The organism is Pantoea sp. SGAir0180 (genome assembly GCF_043546245.1).
On the sequence record NZ_CP028071.1, the window covers coordinates 3,810,462 to 3,829,954 of the forward strand.

Here is a 19,493-nt window from a genome sequence, read left to right on the forward strand (position 1 = left end):
GGACTGGAGAAGCACAGTTTTTCTATCCACACAAGCAGACATGCCGTCAAAAATCACGATCACATCACGGTTTTGTTTTAAGTTACTAATTTTAAAGAAGTATCATTGCTGGCCGGGATCGCTATGATATAAATAAATGATTGATATGATTTTTACGCACAAAGTTATCCACAGGAAGATCGTTACGATCTAAAAGGCTACAGCACCAAAAAGACAACTTCCCGTTTGTCTTGATTAACCCTTTTCGCCAAGGTGTGGCATCCTTATAGACCAATCCATGGCAACGAAGAATACACAGACATATGGCGCAAATAGCAGAAAACCCCCTGATTTTGGTTGATGGCTCATCCTATCTTTATCGCGCGTACCACGCTTTCCCGCCGCTGACGAACAGTGCAGGAGAGCCTACCGGTGCTATGTATGGCGTGCTGAACATGCTTAAAAGCCTGTTGGTTCAATACAGCCCTACACATGTTGCTGTGGTGTTTGATGCTAAAGGCAAAACCTTCAGGGATGAGCTGTTTGAACATTACAAATCTCATCGCCCGCCCATGCCCGACGATCTGCGGTCACAGATTGAGCCGTTACACGAAATGGTGCGTGCGATGGGATTGCCTCTGCTGGCCGTCAGCGGTGTCGAAGCGGATGATGTGATTGGTACGCTGGCGTTAGAAGCGGAAAAAAAGGGTTACTCTGTCCTTATCAGTACGGGCGACAAAGATATGGCGCAGCTGGTGACGCCAGCGATAACGTTAATCAATACGATGACTAACACCATTCTTGGGCCGGAAGAAGTTGAGCAAAAGTATGGTGTGCCACCCGCCTTGATCATCGATTTTCTGGCGATGATGGGCGACAGCTCAGATAACATTCCAGGCGTACCAGGCGTGGGTGAAAAAACGGCTCAGGCCCTGCTACAGGGACTGGGAGGGATGCAGTCGATCTACGATAATCTCGATAAAGTTGCCGATCTTTCATTCCGTGGTGCCAAAACTATGGCCACAAAGCTGGAACAAAACCGCGAGGTGGCGTTTCTCTCCTATCAACTTGCGACCATTAAAACGGATGTGGCGCTGGATCAGCCTTGTGAGGCGCTTACCGTCGGTGAACCGGATATTCAGGCCTTGCAGGCGCTGTTTAGCCGTTACGAGTTCAGGCGCTGGTTGAACGACCTGCAAGAGGGAAAATGGCTACAGGGTAAGAAAAGCAACCGACAGGCCCAACAGGTTCTTGTCGATGAGCCTGTAAAGGCGGAAGCCTCAAGCGTCTTGTCTGCCGAGGGTTATGTCACCATCCTGGATCAGCAAACGCTGGACAACTGGGTTGAGAAACTGAAAAAAAGCGACGTTTTCGCGTTTGACCTTGAAACCGATGCGCTGGACACGTTAACAGCCAACATTGTGGGTCTCAGTTTCGCCATCGCGCCAGGCGAAGCGGCTTATCTTCCTGTCGCGCATGATTATCTTGATGCGCCCGAACAGCTTGATCGCGATGCGGTGCTCGCACAGCTCAAACCGCTGCTGGAAGATCCTGATGTGAGCAAAGTGGGGCAAAACCTCAAGTACGATCGCGGTGTCCTTAAGAACTACGATATTGAGTTAGCAGGCATTAAATATGACACCATGCTTGAGTCGTACATCCTGAACAGTGTGGTGGGCAAGCATGATATGGACAGCCTGTCGGCACGCTGGTTGAATCATAAAACGGTCACCTTCGAAGAGATCGCCGGTAAGGGTAAAAATCAGCTTACGTTTAATCAGATTGCCCTTGAGCAGGCTGCGCATTATGCGGCAGAAGATGCTGACGTCACGTTGCAGTTGCACCTGAAGATGTGGCCTGAGCTTGAGAAAGAAGCCGGCCCGAAAAAGGTGTTCGAACAGATCGAGATGCCGTTGCTCAGGGTCATTTCGCGCATTGAGCGTAATGGCGTGTTGATCGATCAGGCCATCTTAGCGCAGCACTCAAAAGAGCTGACAGCGCGCCTGGCTGAACTGGAACGTGAAGCGCATGAACTGGCGGGCGAGCCGTTTAATCTCTCTTCCACGAAGCAGCTGCAGGTCATCCTGTTTGAAAAGCAGGGCATCAAGCCCACCAAGAAAACGCCGGGTGGTGCGCCGTCGACCAGCGAAGAAGTGCTGGCAGAGCTGGCGCTGGACTATCCATTACCGAAAGTCATTCTGGAGCACCGTGGGCTGTCAAAACTCAAGTCCACGTACACCGATAAGCTGCCGTTGATGATCAATCCTGTAACCGGCCGCGTGCATACGTCTTACCATCAGGCCGTCACCGCGACCGGACGTTTATCATCTACCGATCCTAATCTGCAAAACATCCCGGTGCGGAATGACGAAGGACGGCGCATTCGCCAGGCCTTCGTAGCAGGCAAAGGCAACCGCATCGTCGCGGCGGACTACTCGCAGATTGAACTGCGTATCATGGCCCATCTGTCGCAGGATAAAGGCCTGCTGGACGCGTTCTCGCAGGGAGAAGATATCCACCGGGCTACCGCAGCGGAAGTGTTTGGCGTACCGCTCAGTAAGGTGACGGGTGAACAACGTCGCAGCGCGAAGGCCATCAATTTTGGTCTCATCTACGGTATGAGTGCATTTGGCTTATCCCGCCAGCTGAATATCGGTGCAGGTGAGGCGAAGAAATATATGGATCTGTACTTCGAGCGCTATCCAGGCGTCCTGCGCTACATGGAAAATACCCGTCAGCTCGCCGCGAGTAACGGTTATGTCGAAACGCTGGACGGGCGTCGCCTGTGGTTGCCTGACATCAAGTCCAGCAATGCGATACGACGTAAAGCGGCAGAACGCGCCGCAATCAATGCCCCCATGCAAGGAACGGCGGCCGATATCATTAAACGCGCGATGATCGCGGTTGATAACTGGTTACAGGAACAGCGAAGCGACGCAGTGAAGATGATTATGCAGGTGCACGATGAACTGGTGTTCGAAATCAAAGAGGAGGCCGTTGAAGCGGCCAGTAAGCAGATTCGTACGCTAATGGAAGGCAGTATGGCGCTGGATGTGCCCTTACTGGTTGAAGTTGGGGTAGGGGATAACTGGGAGCAGGCACACTAGGTAAGCAACCAGCGCTGACGTGATGCGTTAGCGCCCGGTGAGAAACGTTGCCCGTTCAACCATTCAGGTTTTCTCAGCATCATGAAGGAATGACTGACTCTGCCTCCACCATTTTTTTGATAATTTAACTACATGTCATCTTCATTTTTGTGACGAGCATAGTAAAAAAAGTGGCGGAAAATGAATGGGAGTAACAAAAAAACCTTTGTTGCTCACAAAAAATCAGGTAAAGTTCGAGGCGTAGGGTACAGAGGTAAGATGTTCTATCTTTCAGACCTTTTACTTCACGTAATCGGATTTGGCTGAATTTAGCCGCCCCAGTCATTCTGTGACTGGGGCGTTTTTTATTGGGCTTTTTGCCCGGCCTTACGCGTCACTGTCCTGATCGTCCACTGCGGGTTCCAGTTCACTAAACCAGCTATTCAGCTTGTGGCGCACTTTATCAACGCCAATCTTTTTCAGCGATGAGAACACCTCCACCTGCACATCTCCCATGAAAGCCAGCGAGGCTTCCTTCACCATATTAAGCTGGGCCTTACGTGCGCCAGATGCGAGCTTGTCGGCTTTCGTCAGCAGCAGTAAAACAGGAATACCGCTGTCAACGGCCCACTGAATCATTTGCTGATCCAAATCTTTAAGAGGGTGACGAATATCCATCAGTACTACCAGGCCTTTTAATGCCTGGCGTTTTTGCAGATATTCTCCCAGTGCCCGCTGCCACTTGAGTTTCATCTCTTCCGGTACTTCGGCATAGCCATAACCGGGTAGATCGACGAGGCGCTTACCTTCGGCCACCTCAAACAGGTTAATCAACTGCGTACGACCGGGCGTTTTACTGGTACGCGCCAGGCTTTTTTGGTTGGTTAACGTGTTTAAAGCGCTGGATTTCCCCGCATTAGAACGGCCAGCGAACGCCACTTCAATGCCGGTATCAGAAGGTAAATGGCGGATATCAGGCGCGCTAAGGATGAAGCGGGTGACATGGTAATTCAGTTCAGACAAGGTAGTACTCCAGAAACGCATTAGGGCAATGGCGCTGATTATACGCATTATGGCGGGAAAGTGCTCAATACCATTGTTCAGGGCTCCCTGTAAGACATTTGCCATAAATCTTGCAGGTTATGTCGCTTTTTAATTAAAAAATTAAAAAAATAAATGATTAAAATTCAGTGCATTATACTAAAGTACAGGTTTTTCGCTCAAACACCATACAAGTATTACTTGAGCCTTTTACCAATTGGTCTACATTATTCAGCAATGCAGGACAGCATTCATCAGGATGATGCGCTCAGGAACGTTGGGATAACGAAGAGCGACAGGAAAGGAAATGGTCAGGGATTGCGGACCAGAAAAGGAAAAGGATGAGCTCCGGAGTTGAGCAGGCGCAGGATTAACCGGGATGTTGTGAGCCGAAACGGATTTGAAACATGATTCCTTCTGCCGAAGGTATGAAATAAGGCGACAGCTTGAGCTGTCGCCTTTTTTCTTTGTCTGGTTTCTGCTAGATTTCGCCGCAATTCTATACTGAATAAAAAACACCGGAACCCAAGATTATGAAGCAACCTGCAAGCGCGACGAAGGGCAAGCCTGTCGCCAAAGCAAAACGTAAATCGCGTGAAGAGATCAATAACGAAGCGCGCGATCGTAAACGCGATAAAAAGCATCGTGGCCATGCGTCAGGCAGCCGTGCTAACCCGCAAGCGCAGAGCAGCAACGGTAAGCAAGCGGCCCCGGCAAAAGATCCGCGTATCGGCAGTAAAAAGCCGGTGTCGTTAATCGTTGACGACAACGCTGCACCCGCAAAAACCAAAAAAGTGACGGCAAAACCGGCGAAGCAGAAAGTGGTGCTGACACCGGAAGAAGAACTGGCGCAGTTAGAGAACAGCGAGCGTCTTGATGCGCTACTGGACCGCCTTGAGAAAGGCGAAACGCTGTCATCTGAGGATCAGGGCTGGCTTGATGTCACGCTGGATCGCATTGATGAACTGATGGAACAGCTCGGCATCGCGATGGACGAGGAAGACGATCCGGAGGCGGAAGAAGATATGTACCGCCTGCTTAAAGGGAATTAAGCCGTCTTTGATCGGCATGCGTAAATGCGCATGCCTGGATTAACAGGTAAACGACAATGTTTTGGCCTGGATCAATTTTCGTGCTTTTGATGACATGTTATCTCCTGTGGTTATTGTTTAAACTACAACGACTGTCGCGTCTGAAGCAGCGTTTACGGCGGGTTTCCTCCCGCACTCCTCTCTTTCCTTCTGCATCGCGGCCTTTCCCACAGCGAGGTAAACGGAAGGAGTCAGCATGTCAGCGACACAAATCGACTGGGACCAGGCATTAATTGAAAAATACAATGCGGCGGGTCCGCGCTATACCTCTTATCCCACCGCGCTAGCGTTCAGCGAGACCTTTACAGACGCTGATTTTCACCGTGCCACTGAACGTTATCCGCAACGCGCGCTGTCGCTCTATGTTCATATCCCGTTCTGTCATCGCCTGTGCTATTTCTGTGGCTGCAATAAGGTTGTCACGCGTCACTTACATAAAGCCGACCGCTATCTGAACGCGCTGGAACGGGAGATTGTCGCCCGCGCGCCACTGTTTCGTGATCGTCGCGTCACTCAACTGCACTGGGGCGGCGGCACGCCAACATTTTTGAATAAGCAGCAGGTTAGCCGGCTGGTGGCGCTGCTGAAACAGCATTTCACCTTCGAGGATGACGCGGAGATGTCGATCGAGGTCGATCCGCGTGAAATTGAACTGGAGATGATCGATCATCTCCGGACGTGCGGTTTTAATCGCCTGAGCATGGGCGTACAGGACTTTAACAAGGCGGTGCAGGAACGAGTTAATCGGGTGCAGGATGAGGACGTGATTTTTGCCCTGATGGCACGGGCACGTGAGCAGGGGTTTCGTTCAACCAGCATCGACCTGATTTACGGTCTGCCGCTGCAAACGCCGGAAAGCTTTGCTTTTACACTGCAGCGGGTTATCGCGCTGGATCCCGATCGGCTGAGCGTTTTTAACTATGCGCATCTTCCGTCACTCTTTGCCGCACAGCGAAAAATTAAAGAAAATGAACTGCCCTCGGCGCAACAGAAGCTGGCCATCCTGCAGCAGAGCATTACAACGCTGACCCGGCATGGCTACCAGTTCATCGGTATGGACCACTTTGCTAAACCGCAGGACGAGCTGGCGGTGGCTCAGCGCGAGGGGAACCTGCACCGCAATTTTCAGGGTTATACCACCCAGAGCGACTGCGATTTACTCGGTCTGGGCGTCTCCGCCATTAGCATGATCGGCGATCGCTACGCGCAAAACCAGAAAAGCCTGAATGACTGGTACAGACAGGTTGAAAAACAGGGCCATGCCTTATGGCGGGGATTCACGCTCAGTCAGGACGATTGCCTGCGCCGCGATGTGATCAAAACGCTTATCTGCAACTTTGCGCTCGATTTCAGCGCGACAGAAACGCAGTGGAATATCACCTTCGACAGCTATTTTGCCGAAGAGCTGGCGCGGTTAAAACCGCTGATTGCGGATGGGCTGGTGGTGCAAAACGCGACAGGCCTGAAGGTGACAGGAACAGGACGACTGCTGATTCGCCATATTTGTATGTGTTTTGATGCTTATCTGCGACAAAAGACGCAACCACAGCTTTATTCGCGTGTGATTTAACCGCCGGAACAGCACTGGCTGTTCCGGCGGAATGGCTTATTCCATGCCCAGCTCTTTCAGCTTACGCGTCAGCGTATTCCTTCCCCAACCCAGCAAACGCGCGGCTTCCTGTTTGTGACCCTGCGTGTGGCGCAGTGCAGTCGTCAGAAGCGTGCGTTCCATTTCCGGCTGTGCTTCTGACAGCAGGTTTTGATGACCGGAACGCAAGGCACGATCGGCCCATTGTGCCAGCAGGGTTGCCCAGCTGTCGGGAAGCGACTGCGTGGGGCTTTCCGGCGTACTGGATTCGAATAACTCCGGTGGTAAATCCTGAATCAGCACTTCCTGACCGGCGGCCATCACCGTTAACCAACGGCAGGTATTCTCCAGCTGACGCACGTTACCCGACCAGTGCAAACGGGTCAGTGCGGTCTCGGTCTCCGCATGCAGGATCTTGGCTTCCACACCAAGCTCGCGTGCGGCCACCTGCAGGAAATAACGGGCCAGACGGGGAATATCTTCACGACGCTCACGCAGCGGCGGCAAATGCACGCGGATGACATTCAGGCGGTGAAACAAGTCTTCACGGAACTTGCCTTCCTGTACCCGCAGTTCAAGGTTCTGGTGCGTAGCGGCAATGATGCGCACGTCCACTTTGACCGGTGCATAGCCACCGACGCGGTAAAACTGCCCGTCTGCCAGTACGCGCAGCAGGCGCGTCTGAACATCCAGCGGCATATCACCAATTTCATCTAAAAACAGCGTCCCGCCGTCGGCCTGTTCAAAACGTCCCTGACGAATCTGATTCGCACCGGTAAAGGCCCCTTTTTCATGGCCAAACAGTTCCGACTCAATTAAATCCTTAGGGATCGCCGCCATGTTGAGGGCAATAAACGGCGCTTTACTGCGAGGACTGTGGCGGTGCAGTGCGTGCGCTACCAACTCTTTACCTGTACCCGATTCCCCGTTGATCAGCACGCTAATCGACGAACGGGAGAGACGGCCAATAATACGGAACACGTCCTGCATGGCGGGCGCTTCACCGATAATATCGGTGGTGGGGCCGCTTACCGGTTGATTACGTGGCTGCTGTTGCTCCTGATAGTGACTGATGGCACGTTCAACCAGCGCGACCGCTTCGTCGATATCGAACGGTTTGGGCAGGTAATCGAACGCGCCTTGCTGATAGGCGCTTACCGCGGCATCCAGGTCGGAATGCGCTGTCATGATGATAACCGGAAGCATGGGATGGCGCTGTTTGATTTGTTTTAGCAGAGCCAGCCCGTCCATACCCGGCATACGGATATCAGACAATAAAACGTCCGGGGTTTTTGTTGCGAGTGCATTGAGCACGTCGTTCGCGCTGTCAAAAGTGGCACAGCTTAAACCGGCTCCAGTGAGCGCGCGTTCAAGCACCCAGCGGATGGAGCTATCGTCATCGACGATCCAGACTATCCCTCGTTGCATAGAAACCTCACTGGCGAATAGGCAGGTAAACCGAAAACTCGGTATGACCCGGCCAACTGTTGAACTCAATTTTTCCCGAATGCTGATCAATCAGGCTACGGGCAATAGAAAGGCCTAAGCCGGTACCGCCTTCCCGTCCGCTTACCATTGGATAGAACAGCGTATCCTGTAGCTGGGCTGGAATACCGGGGCCGTCATCTTCGATATCAATGCGGGCAACCAGACGATAACGTGTGCCATGCAGTGTTAACTGGAAGGCTGTACGGGTTCGAATCACGATTGTGCCGCCGTCTTCGCCTAACGCCTGCAGCGCATTGCGCACGACGTTCAGCAAAACCTGCTCAATCTGATCGGGATCGTGCGGTAATTCCGGCAGGCTGGGATCGTAATCGCGAACCAGCGATACGTTTTCTGGCAGCTCCATCGAAACCAGGTTAACGACACGTTCCGCTACCTGATGAATACTCTGGGTAATATGCATACCGGGCTGTTGCGGCCCCAGTAAGCGATCAACCAGATTTCGCAGGCGGTCTGCCTGTTCAATAATGACTTTGGTATATTCATTCAGGGCAGGGTCCGGCAGGGCGCGTGACAAAAGCTGCGCCGCGCCGCGCAATCCACCTAGCGGGTTTTTAATCTCATGGGCCAGCCCGCGGACCAGATCGCGTGCGGCCACCTGCTGAGCATGCTGCAGCTGTTCCTGACTCAGGCGACGCTGATTATCCATCGGTGCCATTTCCAGCAGAATCAACCCATCAGGCAGGCGCTGTGCCGTGAGCGACATAATGTGCGCCCGGCCATCCACGACCAGAGTAACTTCGCTGTCAGTAAAGCCCTGGCCCGCCTCAAGACTCTCGCGCATGACCTCGACATTCAGCGAAAAGTAGCCGGTTAATTCAGGTAACGGCGTGCCGAACAATTTACGTGAGCTTTGCGCCAGTAATTGCTGTGCCGCCGGGTTGGCATAATGGATCGCCAAATCGGTATCCACCAACAAAATACTGTTGATTAAGGTATTGAGAATCTGCCCGGCGTCGGGCAGGGAGGCAGTTGCCATACAGCGTTCCTCTGCACTAATTTAGTGCATTGTAGTCTTTAAGCCGGAATTAAAGCGAATGAACGATGAATTCGCGGAGAAAAAAGCCCATCCGAAGATGGGCTAAAGTTTCCACGGCAACAAAAAAACGTTTCAGGTTAAGCGTGCCGCAATTGCAATCTTTCAATGCGGCACCCATTTTGCTGACTCTGAAATTAGACGCTGTAGTACAGTTCGAACTCAACCGGGTGTGGCGTCATGCGCACACGGTCGTTCTCTGATTTACGCAGCTCGATGTAAGCATCGATCGCGTCGTCAGTGAAGACGCCGCCACGGGTCAGGAACTCGCGGTCTTCGTTCAGTGCATTCAGCGCTTCTTCCAGTGAACCTGCAACTTTTGGAATCTCAGCTTCTTCTTCCGGTGGCAGGTCATACAGGTTTTTATCCATCGCATCACCAGGATGGATTTTGTTGATGATGCCATCCAGGCCAGCCATCAGCAGTGCAGTAAACGCCAGGTACGGGTTAGCCGCTGGGTCCGGGAAGCGCGCTTCAATACGACGTGCTTTCGGGCTGGCAACAACCGGGATACGGATTGATGCAGAACGGTTACGGGCAGAGTAAGCCAGCATAACCGGTGCTTCATAACCCGGAACCAGACGCTTGTAAGAGTTGGTGGTTGGGTTGGCCAGGGCGTTGATTGCTTTTGCGTGCTTGATGATACCGCCGATGTAGAACAGCGCGGTTTCAGACAGGCCGCCGTATTTGTCACCAGAGAACAGGTTTTGTCCGCCTTTAGACAGAGACATGTGGCAGTGCATACCTGAACCGTTGTCACCAAACATTGGCTTCGGCATAAAGGTTGCCGTTTTGCCGTAAGCGTGCGCCACGTTGTGCACAACATATTTGTAGATCTGAATTTCGTCAGCTTTTTTGGTCATGGTATTGAAGCGGGTTGCCACTTCGTTCTGGCCCGCTGTCGCAACTTCGTGGTGATGAGCTTCAACAACCAGACCCATTTGCTCCATTGTCAGACACATAGCAGAACGGATGTCCTGTGATGAATCGACCGGTGGAACCGGGAAGTAGCCGCCTTTCAGACCTGGACGGTGACCTTTGTTACCGCCTTCGTATTCTTTGCCGGTGTTCCAGGCCGCTTCGATATCATCGATAGCGACGTGTGAACCAGAGGTTGACGAACCGAAACGGATATCGTCGAACAGGAAGAATTCTGGCTCGGGTCCAAACAGAACGGTATCAGCGATGCCTGAAGAACGCAGATAGTCTTCAGCGCGCTTTGCGATAGAGCGTGGATCGCGGTCATAGCCTTGCATGGTGCCAGGCTCAAGGATGTCACAGCGAATGATCAGTGTTGAATCTTCAAAGAACGGATCCATAACTGCCGTGGTTGCATCCGGCATCAGTACCATGTCTGATTCGTTAATGCCTTTCCAGCCGCCGATGGAAGAGCCATCGAACATTTTGCCTTCTTCGAAGAAGTCAGCGTTAACCTGGTGAGCCGGAATAGTAACGTGCTGTTCTTTACCTTTGGTATCGGTAAAACGCAGGTCAACAAACTTAACTTCGTGCTCGTTCATCATCGAGAGAACGTGTTCAGCGGACATACTCAACTCTCCTGGAAATGGTCATTGTCTACATGGTGAGAACCGGGTGAGGAAATGTGCGACATGTGTCAGCCATACCTCAGTCTGATCCCGACCAGCTCTGCAACCGTTGTCTTACGTCGTTTTCATCTGGATAATACAAAGCGAATTCTGTGCCAACTTTATTTCTTTGCACAAAATCGCGCTGTCATGCACCTTTTTGTCATAAAAGACGTGCACCATGATAGATGCACTGCACTTTTTATGTGCATTGGCGTTGAAAATGAGCACCATTGTGGTGCAAAACATCATTGCAGTGCAATTTTTGCACGGCTATTAGTGCGATTTTGCGACAATGCAATAAACTTTCAGTGAAAAGTGTGATCGTGTTCAGTCTCCCGCTTAATCCGTGTACAATACCGCGTTATTTCTAATGCCTGAGGCAAAAAAGCTGTGATCGAAAATTTGCGTAACATCGCCATCATCGCGCACGTTGACCATGGAAAGACCACCCTGGTTGATAAACTGCTGCAACAGTCTGGTACTTTTGATGCCCGTACTGAAGCCACCGAGCGCGTGATGGACTCCAATGATTTGGAGAAAGAGCGTGGGATTACCATCCTCGCAAAAAATACCGCCATTAAATGGAACGACTACCGTATCAACATCGTTGATACCCCAGGACACGCCGACTTCGGTGGTGAAGTTGAACGCGTAATGTCTATGGTGGATTCGGTACTGTTGGTTGTAGATGCGATGGATGGCCCTATGCCGCAAACCCGCTTCGTTACCAAAAAAGCGTTCGCGCATGGTTTGAAGCCGATTGTGGTTATCAACAAAGTTGACCGCCCTGGCGCACGTCCTGACTGGGTTGTTGATCAGGTGTTTGACCTGTTCGTTAACCTGGATGCAACGGACGAGCAGCTCGATTTCCCTATCATTTTCGCCTCTGCGCTGAATGGTATTGCCGGTCTGGATCACACCGACATGGCTGACGATATGACCCCGCTGTATCAGGCAATCGTTGACCACGTTTCACCTCCACAGGTTGAAGTCGAAGCGCCGCTGCAGATGCAAATCTCTCAGCTGGACTACAACAACTATCTGGGCGTGATCGGTATCGGCCGCATCAAGCGCGGTAAAGTGAAGCCTAACCAGCAAGTCACCATCGTAGACAGCGAAGGCAAAACCCGTAACGGTAAAGTGGGTAAAGTGCTGACTCACCTGGGGCTGGAGCGTATTGACAGCGACCTGGCAGAAGCGGGCGACATCATTGCGATCACCGGTCTGGGTGAACTGAACATTTCTGACACCATTTGCGATCCGCAGAATGTGCAGGCGCTGCCAGCCCTGAGCGTGGATGAGCCAACGGTAACCATGTTCTTCAACGTCAACACCTCACCGTTCTGCGGTAAAGAAGGTAAGTACGTGACCTCACGTCAGATTCTTGAGCGTCTGAACAAAGAACTGGTTCACAACGTGGCACTGCGTGTGGAAGAGACCGAAGATGCTGACGCGTTCCGCGTATCGGGCCGTGGTGAGCTGCATCTGTCTGTACTGATCGAGAACATGCGTCGTGAAGGTTTCGAACTGGCGGTATCCCGTCCGAAAGTTATCTTCCGCGAATTCGAAGGCCGTAAACAAGAGCCATTCGAGAACGTGACGCTGGATATCGAAGAAACGCATCAGGGTTCCGTTATGCAGGCCATGGGCGAGCGTAAAGGCGACCTGAAAAATATGGATCCAGATGGCAAAGGCCGCGTACGTCTTGACTACGTCATCCCAAGCCGTGGTCTGATCGGTTTCCGTAACGAATTTATGACCATGACATCAGGTACAGGTCTGCTGTACTCCACCTTCAGCCACTACGACGATATTCGTCCGGGCGAAGTGGGTCAGCGTCAGAACGGCGTTCTGATCTCTAACGGCCAGGGTAAAGCGGTAGCGTTCGCCCTGTTCGGTCTGCAGGATCGCGGTAAGCTGTTCCTGGGCCATGGCGCGGAAGTTTATGAAGGCCAGATCATCGGTATTCACAGCCGTTCTAACGACCTGACCGTGAACTGCCTGACCGGTAAGAAGCTGACTAACATGCGTGCCTCCGGTACTGACGAAGCCACCACACTGGTTCCACCGCAGAAAATGACGCTGGAACAGGCGATCGAGTTCATTGATGATGACGAACTGGTCGAAGTTACGCCTCTGTCAGTGCGTATCCGTAAACGTCACCTGACTGAGAACGACCGTAAGCGTGCTTCACGCGGCGGTAAAGACGCCTAATCGCGTAGTAATAAAGCCCCGTTTTAACGGGGCTTTTTTTTGTCCGGGGTTTTTACCAGCTCAGTTAAATCCAGTCTAAACCAGCCTGTAACTTCTTCTTTGTCCCCTTCCCACTTTGTCCTGTCGTACCTTAATTTAAAGTGTGTAATTTTCTCGTCCGGGCCGCCTGTTCAGGCCGCACTTTTACCGCTAGAGTGAATGATCCAGGGAACCAAAGGAGGCACCATGCTGTATATCTTTGATTTGGGCAATGTGATTATCGATATCGACTTTAACCGCGTGTTGGGCGTCTGGAGTGACCTCAGCCGCGTACCGCTGGCATCGCTTCAAAGTCATTTTCAAATGGATGCGGCTTTTGAGCAGCATGAGCGCGGTGAAATCAGCGATGAAGCCTTTGCAGAAGCCTTATGTGAAAAACTGGAGATTGCGCTGAGCTATGAACAGTTTGCTGCGGGCTGGCAGGCTATCTTTGTGGGAGTGCGTCCGGATACGCTGGCGCTGATGAATCAGCTACGCCAGGCGGGACATCGGGTGGTGATATTGTCGAATACCAATGCACTGCATTGCACCTTCTGGCCGACCCAGTATCCTGATGTGCAGCAGGCGGCTGACAAGATTTATCTGTCCCAGGAACTGGGCATGCGTAAACCTGAAGCCCGCATTTATCAGCACGTACTGGATGCGGAAGGATTCAGTGCCGATCAGGCCGTCTTCTTCGACGACAATGCCGCCAATATTGAAGGTGCGCGCGCATTAGGCATTACCAGCGTGCTGGTGACCGACAGTAAAACCGTGCCCGACTGGTTCGCGGGTCAGCCTTAAGCCATGAAGTTACATCGTTTTCGCCCCAGGTTTCATGCCTTCTGGCTGTGGCTTAAGCTGCTCTGGAAGCGCATTGATAATGATGCCATGACGACACAGGCGGGCAACCTGGCCTTTGTGTCGCTACTGGCGCTGGTGCCGCTGATCGCCGTAGTTTTTGCGCTGTTTGCCGCGTTTCCTGTGTTTTCTGATATCAGCGTCCAGCTTAAAAACTTTATTTTTGCCAACTTTATGCCTGCTGCGGGGAACACGTTGCAGCGTTACCTTGAGCAGTTTGTGGCTAACGTGCACCGCATGACCGCCGTGGGCGCCGTGGGGCTGATTGTCACGGCGCTGCTGTTGATGCATTCTGTCGATTCGGCTCTGAATGCTATCTGGCGCAGTCATAAAAAGCGCCCGCTGGTCTATTCCTTTGCCGTCTACTGGATGATATTGACGCTTGGGCCGTTGCTGGCTGGTGCCAGTTTAGCCATCAGCTCTTACCTGCTGTCGCTGAAATGGATAAACGTGACGGGGGTGACCAGCCTGGTCGATCAGACGCTGCGTTTCTTTCCCTTGCTTCTGTCGTGGCTGTCATTTTGGTTGCTGTACAGTATTGTCCCGACGCAGCGGGTGCCTTCTCGCGATGCGCTGACGGGGGCGCTGGTCGCCGGGTTGCTGTTTGAACTGGGGAAAAAGGGGTTTGCGCTGTATGTTACGATGTTCCCGACGTATCAGTTAATCTATGGCGTGCTGGCGGTGATCCCCATTCTTTTCCTGTGGGTGTACTGGACCTGGTGCATCGTTTTGCTCGGTGCCGAAATTACGGTTACCTTAGATGACTATCGCCAGTTCAAACGGCAGGAAAGAGAAAAAGAACGAGAGGACGGATGATTGCTTTAATTCAACGCGTTCAGCGTGCCAGCGTCAGCATTGATCATGCGGTCGTGGGTGAGATCGGGCAGGGATTATTGATTCTGTTAGGCGTTGAAAAAGGTGATGACGAAAAGCGCGCTGAACGACTGGCGGAGCGCGTACTGGGCTACCGTATTTTTAGCGATGAACAGGGCAAAATGAACCTGAACGTCAAACAGGCTGGCGGAAGCGTGCTGGTGGTATCACAGTTCACCCTGGCTGCCGATACGCAAAAGGGCATGCGGCCCTCTTTTTCCGGTGGCGCCGCGCCGCAGGAAGCGGAGCGGTTATATGAGTATTTCAGCGCGTGTTGTCGCCGTCATGATGTCACGACCGCCAATGGCCGTTTTGCTGCCGATATGCAGGTTGCTCTGGTCAACGACGGTCCGGTGACGTTCTGGTTACAGGTATGACGCCTCATTTCGCACGGCTTAGCCTCGGCAACCCCACATCAGAACGAGAGAACCATTTTATGTATCATCTTCGTGTGCCACAAACGACGGAAGAGCTGGATATGTATTATCAGTTCCGCTGGGAAATGTTACGAAAGCCGCTGCATCAGCCTCAGGGTTCTGAACGCGATGCCTGGGATGCATTAGCGCATCATCAAATGGTGGTGGATGAACAGGGCAAGCCGGTTGCGGTAGGGCGGCTCTATATCAATGCTGATAACGAAGCGGCTATCCGTTTTTTGGCCGTTCATCCCACCGTACAGGGCAAAGGTCTCGGCACGCTGGTGGCGATGACGCTGGAGTCCGTTGCGCGTCAGGAAGGCGTGAAGCGCGTGACCTGTAGCGCACGAGAAGATGCGGTGGCGTTCTTCGCTAAACTTGGCTACCTGAATCAGGGCGAGATTACCGCACCGCAGACTACGCCGGTGCGCCACTTTCTGATGATCAAGCCGGTCGTCACACTGGACGATATTCTGCACCGTGCAGACTGGTGCGGGCAGTTACAACAGGCCTGGTATGAGCACATTCCTCTGAGTGAAAAAATGGGCGTGCGCATCCTGCAATATACCGGGCAGAAGTTTATTACCACCATGCCGGAAACCGGCAACCAAAATCCGCACCATACGTTGTTTGCCGGAAGCCTGTTTTCACTGGCTACGCTCACCGGCTGGGGGCTGATCTGGCTGTTACTGCGGGAGCGCCATCTGGGCGGCACCATTATTCTGGCCGACGCGCACATACGCTACAGTCGTCCGATTACCGGTAAACCCGGTGCTATTGCCGATCTTGGCTCACTGAGTGGCGATCTTGATCGCCTGGCGCGCGGACGCAAAGCCCGTGTTCAGCTTGAAGTGCAGCTGTTTGGCGATGATGAGTGTGGCGCGGTATTTGAAGCGGTTTACATCGTGTTGCCGGTGGATCCCGACGGACCACTGGAAGAGGGCGGCTCCGGCGCGCGTATCAATTAAATCACAGGGCCGCTATTGCGGCCCTGTGTGCGTTAGCGGACCTGTCCGGCCTGCATGCTCTGCTGTAGCTGCTGGCTGTCTGTGGTTACGGACAGTGTCGCGTTAACCGACGGGGCCAGCGGCTGATTCGCTTTCAGTGAGGCGTTCAGGCGCAGCTGCAAATTGCTGTCACCCTGCAAGGGAAGCGCCGGCCAGCCCCAGTTTTGCAGAACATTAACGGGCACGCCGCGTCCCGTCAGGTTCAGGCTGACAGGTCGATCAGCCTGCTGCCCTATGGTCGCCGTGCCTTCCAGCAACCCTTTACCACTAAACGCACTGAGCTCTGTCACCTTAATTTGTTGTTCATCAGCCTCCAGTGCGACAGAAGGATGACGTAAATCGGTACGATTGAAGGTCGACTCCGCCGCGTTCAGACTCAGCTTACCTGACCAGATTCCCCATTGATGCTGACGGGCCAACTGCAGATTTTCGCCGCTGCCATCCAGTGAAGTGAGCTGGAAAGGGAAGGCCGGATTAATATCGATCAGTAAATTGCGGTTCGAGGTAAAGCGCGTCACGGTTACGGCATCCAGCCAGTCAGGCAGGGCATCCTGCCATAACGCCCGCCAGTTCTGAGGCAAGGTATATTCCAGCCCGGCCACCGCCAGATTATTCAGCGTTAACCGTTTATCCTGACGTGACCAGTTGCCGTCAGCCCGGATAACGCCATTGGCCCAGCGCGAGCTGAACTGCGTCAGGGCAATCCCCTGAGGCGAGAAATCCATGTTAATGATGGGATCGTTAAGTTCGAAGCGCCCGTTAATAAAGTTACCGGCATTCATGGCCAGCGATCCGTCCTGGCTCTGCCAGTCCCGGCCCTTCCAGCTCAGATTTTTCAGCGTCAGATCGAGATCGGTCACCGCCCAGTCAGGGCCCTGGAGCCGGGCATCGGTAATATCAACCCGGTTGAGCGTAACTGAGGGTACTTCTTCAAACGGTTTCAGGAAATCGACAAGCGTATGCGCCGTTTGCAGACGGATATCGTTCAGACGCAGTTGATTAATCTTCCAGTTACCCTGCGCGTCGCGCTCACCGTTACCGGTCATTGAACCGCGTGCTAAGTCCGCCCCAATGTTGCTAAATACCATGCGGCCCTGGGACACATTACCCTGAATCAGCACGTTTTCACCGTCAACGCTGTTGAGCGTCATCCTGGCCGCGCTCATCTGGAACTGCGCATCACGACCCAGCAAATCACCGGCCTGCGGATGCCAGGGCACAATGCCGCCATTCACCTGCTGTGCCGCCAGCGGTAGCGCTGAGGCAGGGCTGTCGATGCGCATGTTGTTTAACTGCAGGCGGTTTGCCTGCATGGGCAGTGCGCTTTTGTTCGCCAGGTTAGCAAGGTTTACCTCGCCGTCGCGTAATTCTATGCTGGCAAAATGAAACGGATCGCTGAACTGTAACAGGGCGATGCCAAGGTCGACGCGTTTGGCCACCAGTACGGCAGGCTGGCCGTCATGACCAAAGCTGAAGTCATCCAGAATAATGTGCGTAGGTGAAGAAAAATTGTGCTCAATTTTGCTCAGCGACAGATGCCATTCTGTTTTATCACTCACCCAACGGCTAAACCAGCCCGCGCCCCACTGAGTTTGCAGCAGAACATAGACGACGATCAGCGCAAACAGCAGCAGTAACAATAAGGTGAGGAAAAACTTTCCTATAAATTTCATTGTATCCTTCCCGGGTTCAGTCCGCTGAAAGGTTGTTATGCCTGAATTATCGTTATAGCTCAACCGCCTGGATGTAAATCAGCCGAAATAGCAGGCGGGTTGCCGCCTGCCTTGAACGTTACTTTTCGGGGGGGAAGATAAGATTCAGCACAATCGCGGTAATCCCACCCGCAGCGATACCGGAAGAGAGTAACGTTTTCAGCCAGTCGGGTGCAAATTGCAGAATCAGAGGCTGCTGGGAAACACCGAGTCCTGCCGCCAGCGACAGCGCGATAATCATGATAGCCCGGCGATTCAGCGGCTCCCGGGAAACGATACGGACACCGGATGCGGCGATTGTGCCAAACATCACAATCGTAGCGCCGCCCAGCACGGGCTCAGGAATGTGCTGTACCAGTCCGCTCACTGCCGGGAACAGTCCCAGCAGGATCAGCATCAGCGCGACAACAAATCCCACGTAGCGGCTGGCAACGCCTGTCAGCTGAATCACGCCATTATTCTGGCCAAAGCAGGAGTTAGGAAAGGTATTAAACAGGGCAGATACAAAAGAGTTCAGGCCGTTTGCCAGCACACCGCCTTTCAGGCGCTTCATGTATAACGGGCCGCTGACCGGCTGTTCAGAGACATCCGAAGTGGCGGTGATGTCCCCAATGGTTTCCAGCGAGGTCACCATAAAGACCAGCATCAGCGGGATCAGCAGATTCCAGTCAAATCCCAGGCCGTAATAGAGCGGAGTGGGGAACGCCACGATCGGCTGTCCGGCAGGCGTGCTGATGGTGGGTAGCATGCCCATTGCCCAGGCCAGCAGGTAGCCCACCGCCATCGCAATCACCAGCGACGCAACGCGCAGATAGGGGTTTTTCTGGCGATTCAGCAGGATAATCACCACCAGCACGGCACCGGCTAACAGCAGATTTTTCGGCGCGCCGAAGCTGTGATCGTTCATCGCAGCAAACCCGCCGCCGATGGAGGTAAGGCCGACCTGAATCAGGGATAAGCCGATAATCATCACTACAATACCTGAGACTAACGGCGTGATGATGCGGCGTGCCAGATGCAGCACGCGCGACAGCACCATTTCCGTACAGGAGGCTACCATCAATGTACCAAACAGCGCCGCCATCATTGTGGGCACGTCCGCGCCACCATTTTTCAGCGCCATTCCCCCCATAATCAGCGGCGTGACAAAGTTAAAGCTGGTGCCCTGAATGGAGAGTAACCCTGAACCGATCGGTCCCCAGGTTTTGATTTGCAGTACCGATGCCACACCGGACGCGAACAGGGACATGCTGATAATGTGCTGTGTATCCTGCGCCGGTAAACCGAGCGCCTGGCAGATGAGCAGCGCGGGCGTGATCACCGCAACAAACATCGCCAGAAGGTGTTGTCCGGCTGCAAACAAGGTTTGCGTTAGCGGCGGACGATCTTCCAGGCGATAGATCAGTTCACTTTTACTGGCGGTGGTGGGGGCTGGTTGCTGTGTGGTCGACATCGTCATGGTTCCCAAAAAAAGTG

14 protein-coding genes are annotated in these 19,493 nt (G+C 53.0%); 8 read left to right on the forward strand and 6 right to left on the reverse strand.

Annotated elements, in window-relative coordinates; translation table 11 throughout:
* Positions 1–302: 302 nt before the first annotated feature.
* Positions 303–3,086 (forward strand): DNA polymerase I, encoded by a 2,784-nt coding sequence (polA, locus tag C1N58_RS17855; protein WP_394564384.1) that lies wholly within the window; start codon positions 303–305, stop codon positions 3,084–3,086.
* A gap of 366 nt (positions 3,087–3,452) precedes the next feature.
* On the opposite strand, the gene yihA is transcribed toward polA, so the two are convergent.
* Entirely contained in the window at positions 3,453–4,088 is a 636-nt protein-coding gene (yihA, locus tag C1N58_RS17860; protein ID WP_006121326.1) for a ribosome biogenesis GTP-binding protein YihA/YsxC, read from the reverse strand.
* A 551-nt stretch (positions 4,089–4,639) separates the two neighbouring features.
* Between yihA and yihI the strand changes: the two genes are divergently transcribed.
* Together yihI and hemN are read left to right on the forward strand one after the other, a co-directional pair.
* Entirely contained in the window at positions 4,640–5,158 is a 519-nt protein-coding gene (gene yihI, locus C1N58_RS17865) for a Der GTPase-activating protein YihI (RefSeq protein WP_394564385.1), read from the forward strand.
* A 235-nt stretch (positions 5,159–5,393) separates the two neighbouring features.
* On the forward strand, positions 5,394–6,767 hold the full coding sequence (gene hemN, locus C1N58_RS17870) for an oxygen-independent coproporphyrinogen III oxidase (protein WP_394564386.1): 1,374 nt from the start codon (positions 5,394–5,396) through the stop codon (positions 6,765–6,767).
* 36 nt (positions 6,768–6,803) lie between these two features.
* Here the strand turns inward: hemN and glnG are convergent, their stop codons facing one another.
* The 3 genes from glnG to glnA form a co-directional block, all read right to left on the reverse strand.
* Complete coding sequence (gene glnG, locus C1N58_RS17875) at positions 6,804–8,213, reverse strand: nitrogen regulation protein NR(I) (protein WP_006121329.1); 1,410 nt, start codon at positions 8,211–8,213, stop codon at positions 6,804–6,806.
* 7 nt (positions 8,214–8,220) lie between these two features.
* Positions 8,221–9,270, reverse strand: a complete 1,050-nt coding sequence (gene glnL / locus C1N58_RS17880; protein ID WP_033738029.1) for a nitrogen regulation protein NR(II) — start codon at positions 9,268–9,270, stop codon at positions 8,221–8,223.
* Positions 9,271–9,464: 194 nt separating this feature from the next.
* On the reverse strand, positions 9,465–10,874 hold the full coding sequence (gene glnA, locus C1N58_RS17885; RefSeq protein ID WP_006121331.1) for a glutamate--ammonia ligase: 1,410 nt from the start codon (positions 10,872–10,874) through the stop codon (positions 9,465–9,467).
* A gap of 432 nt (positions 10,875–11,306) precedes the next feature.
* Between glnA and typA the strand changes: the two genes are divergently transcribed.
* From typA to fabY, 5 genes are all read left to right on the forward strand, one after another.
* Positions 11,307–13,130 carry a ribosome-dependent GTPase TypA gene (typA, locus tag C1N58_RS17890; RefSeq protein ID WP_006121332.1) on the forward strand — a complete coding sequence of 608 codons (1,824 nt, stop codon included), beginning with the start codon at positions 11,307–11,309 and terminating at the stop codon, positions 13,128–13,130.
* A 225-nt stretch (positions 13,131–13,355) separates the two neighbouring features.
* A complete protein-coding gene (gene yihX, locus C1N58_RS17895) occupies positions 13,356–13,952 on the forward strand; it encodes a glucose-1-phosphatase (protein WP_006121333.1) in 597 nt (198 codons plus the stop codon).
* A 3-nt stretch (positions 13,953–13,955) separates the two neighbouring features.
* Positions 13,956–14,825, forward strand: a complete 870-nt coding sequence (locus tag C1N58_RS17900; RefSeq protein ID WP_033738033.1) for a virulence factor BrkB family protein — start codon at positions 13,956–13,958, stop codon at positions 14,823–14,825.
* Positions 14,822–15,259, forward strand: a complete 438-nt coding sequence (dtd, locus tag C1N58_RS17905) for a D-aminoacyl-tRNA deacylase (RefSeq protein WP_006121336.1) — start codon at positions 14,822–14,824, stop codon at positions 15,257–15,259. The genes C1N58_RS17900 and dtd overlap by 4 nt, the downstream gene beginning before the upstream one ends.
* A 59-nt stretch (positions 15,260–15,318) precedes the next feature.
* Positions 15,319–16,266 carry a fatty acid biosynthesis protein FabY gene (gene fabY / locus C1N58_RS17910; RefSeq protein WP_054632858.1) on the forward strand — a complete coding sequence of 316 codons (948 nt, stop codon included), beginning with the start codon at positions 15,319–15,321 and terminating at the stop codon, positions 16,264–16,266.
* Between the two features lie 32 nt (positions 16,267–16,298).
* Here fabY and C1N58_RS17915 read toward each other — a convergent pair whose 3' ends face one another.
* The gene (locus tag C1N58_RS17915) at positions 16,299–17,978 is read right to left on the reverse strand and encodes an AsmA family protein (protein ID WP_033738039.1); all 1,680 of its coding nucleotides are present in this window, start codon (positions 17,976–17,978) and stop codon (positions 16,299–16,301) included.
* A 118-nt stretch (positions 17,979–18,096) separates the two neighbouring features.
* On the reverse strand, positions 18,097–19,470 hold the full coding sequence (locus C1N58_RS17920; RefSeq protein WP_394515237.1) for a nucleobase:cation symporter-2 family protein: 1,374 nt from the start codon (positions 19,468–19,470) through the stop codon (positions 18,097–18,099).
* Positions 19,471–19,493: the final 23 nt, after the last annotated feature.

What these genes read in the sequence shown, in the direction of transcription:
- glnG (WP_006121329.1), bottom strand. Translation starts at nt 8,213, where the DNA reads ATGCAACGAGGGATAGTCTGGATCGTCGATGACGATAGCTCCATCCGC.
- C1N58_RS17920 (WP_394515237.1), bottom strand. Translation starts at nt 19,470, where the DNA reads ATGTCGACCACACAGCAACCAGCCCCCACCACCGCCAGTAAAAGTGAA.
- yihI (WP_394564385.1), top strand. Translation starts at nt 4,640, where the DNA reads ATGAAGCAACCTGCAAGCGCGACGAAGGGCAAGCCTGTCGCCAAAGCA.
- polA (WP_394564384.1), top strand. Translation starts at nt 303, where the DNA reads ATGGCGCAAATAGCAGAAAACCCCCTGATTTTGGTTGATGGCTCATCC.
- glnA (WP_006121331.1), bottom strand. Translation starts at nt 10,874, where the DNA reads ATGTCCGCTGAACACGTTCTCTCGATGATGAACGAGCACGAAGTTAAG.
- yihX (WP_006121333.1), top strand. Translation starts at nt 13,356, where the DNA reads ATGCTGTATATCTTTGATTTGGGCAATGTGATTATCGATATCGACTTT.
- hemN (WP_394564386.1), top strand. Translation starts at nt 5,394, where the DNA reads ATGTCAGCGACACAAATCGACTGGGACCAGGCATTAATTGAAAAATAC.
- dtd (WP_006121336.1), top strand. Translation starts at nt 14,822, where the DNA reads ATGATTGCTTTAATTCAACGCGTTCAGCGTGCCAGCGTCAGCATTGAT.
- C1N58_RS17915 (WP_033738039.1), bottom strand. Translation starts at nt 17,978, where the DNA reads ATGAAATTTATAGGAAAGTTTTTCCTCACCTTATTGTTACTGCTGCTG.
- glnL (WP_033738029.1), bottom strand. Translation starts at nt 9,270, where the DNA reads ATGGCAACTGCCTCCCTGCCCGACGCCGGGCAGATTCTCAATACCTTA.
- fabY (WP_054632858.1), top strand. Translation starts at nt 15,319, where the DNA reads ATGTATCATCTTCGTGTGCCACAAACGACGGAAGAGCTGGATATGTAT.
- C1N58_RS17900 (WP_033738033.1), top strand. Translation starts at nt 13,956, where the DNA reads ATGAAGTTACATCGTTTTCGCCCCAGGTTTCATGCCTTCTGGCTGTGG.